Here is a 7,301-nt window from a genome sequence, read left to right as displayed (position 1 = left end):
TTATTTAAACAACGTTTATAGTGGTTTTTCGGTTTGAGACTTATGATACAGCCCCCTTTAATTATTAATACCACCCTTTTGATTGAGAATGTGACCAAGCTCCAGAAATCGATCCGTAACGACTTACCATATAGTCATACATCCATGATAATTGAGTATAAGGGTTGCTTTGCCAATCTTCACCATGAGAAGCCATTTTATTACCTGGTAAAGCTTGTGGTAATCCATATGCTCCAGAAGACATATTTTTAGCAAATGTATTCCACCCGGACTCACGATTAATAATAGCCTTCCAATAACCTTGCTCAACATCAGAAACACCTTTCTCAGCAACTATTCTTTCAAACGCTGCATAAGGGTCCGTACTGCTATTATCTACAAGCGTTGTTTCAACTCTTTCTTCATTCGTTTCAAAAGTTATTTCTTCATAGGTAGATTCAACATAACTAGTCGTTTCAATACTGGTAGTAATGCTAGTTGTAATATCTGAAACGCTAGTTTCAATTAAATCAGTATTAAAATCAGTAGACTTAATTGTAGTGGCTGTTGTTTCAAAGTCTTCAGTAGTCAGCTGTTCCTCGATAACTTCATTGCTCGTGGTAGTCATTTCAACAACTGGAAGAATTTCTTCACTAATTTCCCGAGTTGTTTCGACAACTTCATTAGGCATAGCTTCCTCAAAAGTAGGTAATTCTTCTTGAACTTCTTCAAAGTCTTCAGCTGCCTCAATTACTAAGAGACTCTCTTCTGTTTGAGCCTTTGTATTAATTGAACTGCTTTCAGTCTCATAAGCTGTAACTGTTACTTCTTCATCTCCTTGACTATATGAGATCGTCCCAGAATCTGAGTTAAAACGCAACTCTGCTCCAGCTATGATTAAATCTGGATTAGCTATTTGGTTGATTTGAGCCAAATCATTGACCGATATACCAGTTGCTCCAGAAATACTACTTAAAGTGTCGCCCCATTGAATCACATAGACACCATCTTGTTTTTCAGTCATTAGATTGATTACACGACGTATCTCATTAACTGTTCTCTGCTTCCAAACCATCGCAAGACTTCCTTGATAATTATCGTCCTGAGCTAAGATAGTTGGTTGAACAGTTACGACTTGCAACAATAGTGACGAGATAACTAAACTTATTATTGATTTTTTCATAAATACTCCTTAACATGATCACCTTGTTGGTGAATTATTATTAAAATTAATATATAAGATATCTTAAACAAGTTTATTAATAAGTGCACGTTTTTTTAGCACTTGTTACCTATGATTAAGCAAACCGATTAAAGATAGCAATATAGGTTACAGTGATATTACAATCAATCAAGCAAGATACACTTCAAGCCTTTTATAAAATTATGTTATAAATAAAATAACATATACGTTGGCTTATTTTATTGTTTAAGGATTATTTAATAGTACTATCATACTAATATGAAGGATCTTTATTGTTTAAAAAATAAAACAATTACATATTTTTATAATTTAAACCTATTCTAAAAACCATTTATACACTACTTTCAAACAACCTTTGCTTATTACAACTTAAAATGGTATCCTTATCTTGCTAGCTAAAATATTATAAGTATCTACTATTTTCACCATTTAATAATCAGTAAAAATTTTAAGCAAAATTAAATGTAATATAAAAAACACAAAAAATTCTTACTTTAAAAGTAAAATATGTGATACAATCTGACTAGGCATAAAAATAGATAGAAATGGAGGGAAAAGATGCAAACATACGGAATGAAATCAAAAAAAATGGCTAGATATGTTAATGTACTAAAACTTTTATCACACCCTATTCGTTTTTCAATCGCATTGCTATTAAAAAATAACGGTGTTATGAATGTCAGCAAAATTCAACAAGATTTAGAATTAACTCAATCTACCGTCTCTCAACACATTAGTAAATTACGTGAAGCAAAAATTGTCTCTGCGGACCGTGATGGAACTAAAATTTATTATTCCCTTTCTAGCGATACAGCCAAGCTCGTCTTAGAAACTTACGAAAACAGCTAAACTGAAAGCATTCTTACTAAAATAAAAGGGGCTGGGACAAAAGGGCTGCTCAGCCCCCTCAAAATTTACAGCGAGCCTAGATTGGAAAGTGACTTTCCAATCTAGGCTCGCTGCTTTGGGTATTTACGTAGATTATTGGCCATAAATATTCGCTCGACATCGGTCTTAGAAAAGCTATTGCGACCGTTGGATGTCGCTTGATAAGTGGTGTGTTTTTCTTTACAAGGAATAAAATCCTCAGCAATTTTTTGGTGATACTTTTTGAGACGACAGCGCTTCTTTTTGCGTTCATCCGCTCCGACAACAGTTTGCGTTTCAATCGCTCGATTAAGCGTTTCAATTTCTTCACTTACGAGCTGCTGAATCTCAGATTGAATCTGTTCGACTACCTCATGAATTCGCCTAAACACTATGATTTTCAGGGAATAAACAATCCATTTCCAGTGGCAAGTAAGTGTGATTCATAGTGTACTGTTACTAGATAGAAAGCCCCTCCTAAATGGTTTTGTGATTACTACTATTATAGCAGGAAACGCTTTCTATTTTTTTATTGTTAAAGAAAAAGTCCGATTAACAAATGGATCGTTGACCGGACTTTCTTTAATTGTTCAAGGCTTTTGTCCCAGCCCCTTTTATTTTTTAATTATAATTGTTTTCATCTAACATCATTTCTGTGGATTGCCTCAACATTTCTTGCTCTTTTTCCTCTAAATAAGCTTGGGGATTTGTTACTTTTTGCCATAAGAGCGAACGATTACTAACATAGACATCAAAAACAGCTTTAGATAATATTCCCATTTGATCAGGAACAGCATCGTAATTATAAGGATTTTCTGTATACACAGCTAGTGTGTAGGTTCCATAATCCGTTTGAAAAGCTGCGACATCATTTTGTTCTGTCGATCCTAATCCTGTTTTATTCCATGTGGTAACGTATGGTATAAATGCAGAAAGATATCGCCATGGATTTGTCATTAATTTTTGAATTAATTGACCATCCCAAGGTTCGCCATTCAGTTCATTACGTGCCATTAAAGCGAAATACATAGCAGCATCCCCAGGCGATGTCTGAAATCTGCGGTTGGTTGATCCATGATAATATTTTCCATCAACAAAGGTATCTTTTAGACCAAATTTATGGACATAAGGTGTAATCCATTCACCTTCGCCAGCTACTTCAATTAACATATTAGCAGCTGTGTTATCAGAATATAAAGGAATCAAATCTACTAAGTAATCCACAGTGTATTGCGACCCACTAGGGTCTCCTTGAATAACTCCAGCACCTGGGACGCGGTTTTCATCAGATAAAATAACCATAGAATTGGGTGACAACTCACCAGTTTTATAAAGCTCATAAATTTTACCTAAAACATAAATTTTTTGAGTAGAGGCTGGGAAAAATATTTGGTTATTTACTGAAACCTGGGTAAGATGCTCACTATTAACAAAAGAAGCTCCTGCCGTTGCACTAATATATCCCAAATAAGTCTCTAATATAGCTTCTATTTCATCTAAAAGCTCTCTTTCACTATAATAGGTTAAAACGTAATCATTATATGAAGAATCTTTTCTAATCCAACCAAGCTCATCATAGCCAAAATAAACATGTAACCAGGTTCCGTATTGATTAGTGAGTTCCTGTCCTACTTCCATTGGACTGTCTATCATTCCTTGAGTATTTAGTAAATAACGTGAACTGGCTAAACCAGGCGGATTTGAGTAAATTTTTAAATCAGGAGACTTAATAAGGATGCTGTACTCCATTGTTTTCAGAGTGAAATGCTCTCTTTTTTTATGAGGAGTCATGTAGAAAGGATATTTATTAACAGCAAAAAGATCCTCAACTTGTTTAGCTAATAATTCACTGTTGTTCAGATTTTCTTTTAAACCATCTTGATAATAACCTTTAGTTTTATCTTCTTGAAACCATCCGGTGAAGGGCGAACCACCTTGATAAAGTATCTTTTTCAATCCATCTCTTTTCCATACAAGTTCCGCCACTCCAATTTCTTCAACAACTGGTTTGCGATTAATAGACGATTTTAAAGTTGGCTTAATAAGTTGAGGTCGATTATAAAATCTTGGCATATAGTGATCGTTTAATTCAGACGAGAGTGAGACTTTTTCAGATTTAGCGTTGGTTTGTAAAATTGGATCTTTTCTTAAATTAAGATCTACTTCCTCAAGGTTAATGCTGCTATCAATCGGCTTTTTGAAAAAGTTTTCAATAATATAACGATTAGAGGAAGAAACAAAAGTGAAATAAAGTGTTGAAAAAAGAGTCGCAGTAATTAAAAAAGAAAGCAATTGTTTTTGATAACTATCATTCAAATTTGTTCGCTCCTTCACCTGATGTTATTGGTAAATATATCAATAGGATTTTAAGAACCCAATCTTAACTAATAATTTTAGGTATAAAATAATCTAACAGTTCTTGAGTAAAGTAAATGGTCGGGTAATCTTGTTCAAAAGTAGATAGGCTTAATTCCTCTTTCAAATCAAAGGGATCAACATTAAGAGATAATGAGCGGTCGGAAATAAATGCTTCGTACTCATCTTGTAAATTAGCATACTCATTTTTCTCATATCTTTGATTGGCAATTAACCTAAAAACAAATTCCTCAAAAGCTCTCTCTTTAATTCGCTCATAAGGATTACCAGCCAATCGAAGGTGAATTTGTACATAATCAGAAAAAGAGATATTCTTTACTTTAGCTATCGTTTCTACTCTTTTTAGATACTCATTTTGAAAAAGCAACAGCTCACTTTGATTAATGATGGTTTGACTGGTTTCAGCGAAAAAAGTGAATAAGTAAGGCAGTAGTTGATCATAAAAAAAGAACTCAGCCACACGATGCTTCAAATCATTATAAAAAAAGCTTCTCAAGTCTTGATAACTATAGATATTCGGAAGATTTAGATTGAATATCACTTCATCTGACAAATTTTTATTATTTGGATAATTTAGATTGGTTAGTTCCTCCACTTTTTGATCAACTTGTTTATTTAAATACTCTTCATCAATTTGAAGATATTTCTTAGGAACCAAAATATCTTCTTTTTCAAAATAACTTTCTACTGTACTAATCAAACAGATCACCTCTTTGAAATAACATAAAATTATCGACCTATCTATTATACCTTAACGTTGCCCTATAAACTACCTTATAACTATTGATTAGGTGAGATTAATCAATGTCGTTAAGAATTCCTGACTTAGTGATTACTTTCATTCGATGATGTGGTTTCTTTTTTTTGTTTTTTTGGCTGATCAATTCCTTATACCGTTTCTTTTTATCTTTATATTTTAAATAACGATTGTACAACTCTTTAGATAAATTCCCTTTTTTGATGGCTAGTTGAATAGCACATCCAGGCTCATTCACGTGCGAACAATCATTAAACTTACATTTAAGCGAAAGGTCATATATACTTTGAAAAAGAAGCGTTTCATCTGCATCTCTATGGGATGAAATAGTTTTAAAGCCTGGTGTATCAATAATATAAGAAGAGGTTTTTTTAAGGAAATACATAGAGGAAGAGGTGGTTGTATGCTTGCCTTTACCATCATTTCTAACGTTTTGAGTTGACAGTTCTTCTTTTTGTAAAATAGTGTTTATTAAAGTAGACTTTCCTACCCCTGATGATCCAATTAGAATAGAAGTTTTACCTTTTTTGAGAAGATTCATTACTTTTTGATACGATAAAGGATCATGAATTGATAATTGATTAATTTTCATTTTAGGATAAACCTTTAAAATAGTATTTTCAATAGTTGAAGCTTCTACTTGATAGTCTGATTTTGAAATAATAATTTGAATATCCTTAGCCATATTAGAAAAGGTAGAGACATAGCGTTCGAATTTTCCCAAAGAAAACCTCTGATCAGCTGCAATAAGAATAAATATTTGGTCAACATTTGCAGCTATTAATTGTTCTTTAGCATTATATGCCAAACTTTTTTGTGATGTGCTTTGAGCTTTAGTAATCAAGCTATCTCTTTTGAGAAACGTGGATATTTGATGTTCTCCCGCATTCTTTTCAACTAAAACATAATCACCTACAACAAAATCACTATTTTTTAAATTTACTCGAACCGAAATTAATTCGTCTTTTTTATTATGAAGCGTTAGAAATGCATTATTACGACTTGTGATGCGATAGATATTTAAATCATTATTTAAATTATATCTAGAAATGTAAGAATTAATACCATAATCTTTGTTTATCATCAATTAGTCTCCTATCTAAATTATCCTTTTATGCTACATAAAGCTATCTGTTTTCGTAAATATGATGAATTTAGAAAGACAAAATAAATTCTATAATTTTTAAAATATAATTAAAATAAAAAAGAATCTAAGATTAACTTAGATCCTTAAAAATATAGAAAATGACTAATGATAGGGTGGTACGTAAAAACAAATAACCCTAGCAAAAAACCATTGAAGAGTTTTTAGATTAGAACCTAAATTTTTATATTCTAAATTCATCTTGTACCACTCCTTTCGAATTTATAAGAAAATTATACTTTACCAATGAAAATAAAACAATAAAAAAACCTTCCTATCCAGGAAAGAGTTTAAAATAAATAGCGGTGGTCGGGGTCGAACCGACACGCCGTGTAACCGGCACTGGATTTTGAGTCCAGCGCGTCTGCCAATTCCGCCACACCGCCGTAATAGATATAAGGCGGTAGTCGGATTTGAACCGGCGATCAAGGTTTTGCAGACCCGTGCCTTACCACTTGGCTATACCGCCATGAAACTGGGGTAGCTGGATTCGAACCAACGAATCACGGAGTCAAAGTCCGATGCCTTACCGCTTGGCTATACCCCAATAATAAAATATAAATAGGCGACTGATGGGAATCGAACCCACGAATGTCGGATCCACAAACCGATGCGTTAACCACTTCGCCACAATCGCCATCATACTTTTAACAGGGACTGTAGGAATCGAACCCACACTGACGGTTTTGGAGACCGTTGTTCTACCGTTAAACTAAGTCCCTAAAAAGGAAAATGGTTAGCAATCCCTATTAAAATGGAGGGGGGCAGATTCGAACTGCCGAACCCGAAGGAGCGGATTTACAGTCCGCCGCGTTTAGCCACTTCGCTACCCCTCCAGCAATGGCTTGAGACGGAATCGAACCGCCGACACCTTGAGCTTCAATCAAGTGCTCTACCAACTGAGCTATCAAGCCTAGAAACGGTCCGGACGGGATTTGAACCCGCGATCTCCTGCGTGACAGGCAAGCATGTTA

6 protein-coding genes and 7 tRNA genes are annotated in these 7,301 nt (G+C 34.0%); 1 reads left to right on the top strand and 12 read right to left on the bottom strand.

All coding sequences use genetic code 11. The annotated features are described in order from the left end of the window. Positions 1-64: 64 nt before the first annotated feature. Entirely contained in the window at positions 65-1,162 is a 1,098-nt protein-coding gene (locus tag ACQV2R_RS08365) for a LysM peptidoglycan-binding domain-containing protein (RefSeq protein WP_428874556.1), read from the bottom strand. Between the two features lie 579 nt (positions 1,163-1,741). Here ACQV2R_RS08365 and ACQV2R_RS08360 point away from each other — a divergent pair. Continuing rightward, complete coding sequence (locus ACQV2R_RS08360) at positions 1,742-2,032, top strand: ArsR/SmtB family transcription factor (RefSeq protein ID WP_428874557.1); 291 nt, start codon at positions 1,742-1,744, stop codon at positions 2,030-2,032. Between the two features lie 101 nt (positions 2,033-2,133). Here the strand turns inward: ACQV2R_RS08360 and ACQV2R_RS08355 are convergent, their stop codons facing one another. The 11 genes from ACQV2R_RS08355 to ACQV2R_RS08305 form a co-directional block, all read right to left on the bottom strand. After that, the gene (locus ACQV2R_RS08355) at positions 2,134-2,442 is read right to left on the bottom strand and encodes a hypothetical protein (RefSeq protein ID WP_428892090.1); all 309 of its coding nucleotides are present in this window, start codon (positions 2,440-2,442) and stop codon (positions 2,134-2,136) included. A 229-nt stretch (positions 2,443-2,671) separates the two neighbouring features. Continuing rightward, entirely contained in the window at positions 2,672-4,366 is a 1,695-nt protein-coding gene (locus ACQV2R_RS08350; RefSeq protein ID WP_428874559.1) for a serine hydrolase, read from the bottom strand. Positions 4,367-4,430: 64 nt separating this feature from the next. After that, positions 4,431-5,126 (bottom strand): hypothetical protein, encoded by a 696-nt coding sequence (locus ACQV2R_RS08345; protein WP_428874560.1) that lies wholly within the window; start codon positions 5,124-5,126, stop codon positions 4,431-4,433. Between the two features lie 97 nt (positions 5,127-5,223). Next, complete coding sequence (gene rsgA / locus ACQV2R_RS08340) at positions 5,224-6,267, bottom strand: ribosome small subunit-dependent GTPase A (RefSeq protein ID WP_428874561.1); 1,044 nt, start codon at positions 6,265-6,267, stop codon at positions 5,224-5,226. Between the two features lie 360 nt (positions 6,268-6,627). Then, positions 6,628-6,713 (bottom strand) — tRNA-Leu (locus ACQV2R_RS08335). 12 nt (positions 6,714-6,725) lie between these two features. After that, positions 6,726-6,796, bottom strand: a tRNA-Cys gene (locus tag ACQV2R_RS08330). 6 nt (positions 6,797-6,802) lie between these two features. Next, a tRNA-Gln gene (locus ACQV2R_RS08325) sits at positions 6,803-6,874 on the bottom strand. A gap of 17 nt (positions 6,875-6,891) precedes the next feature. After that, a tRNA-His gene (locus tag ACQV2R_RS08320) sits at positions 6,892-6,964 on the bottom strand. A 14-nt stretch (positions 6,965-6,978) separates the two neighbouring features. Next, positions 6,979-7,049, bottom strand: a tRNA-Trp gene (locus ACQV2R_RS08315). 33 nt (positions 7,050-7,082) lie between these two features. Continuing rightward, a tRNA-Tyr gene (locus ACQV2R_RS08310) sits at positions 7,083-7,163 on the bottom strand. 5 nt (positions 7,164-7,168) lie between these two features. Beyond that, positions 7,169-7,241, bottom strand: a tRNA-Phe gene (locus ACQV2R_RS08305). Positions 7,242-7,301: the final 60 nt, after the last annotated feature.

It is taken from the genome of Facklamia sp. P12937 (genome assembly GCF_050409505.1).
Classification (GTDB): Bacteria; Bacillota; Bacilli; order Lactobacillales; family Aerococcaceae; genus Facklamia.
This window is presented reverse-complemented; position numbering and strand designations above follow the sequence as displayed.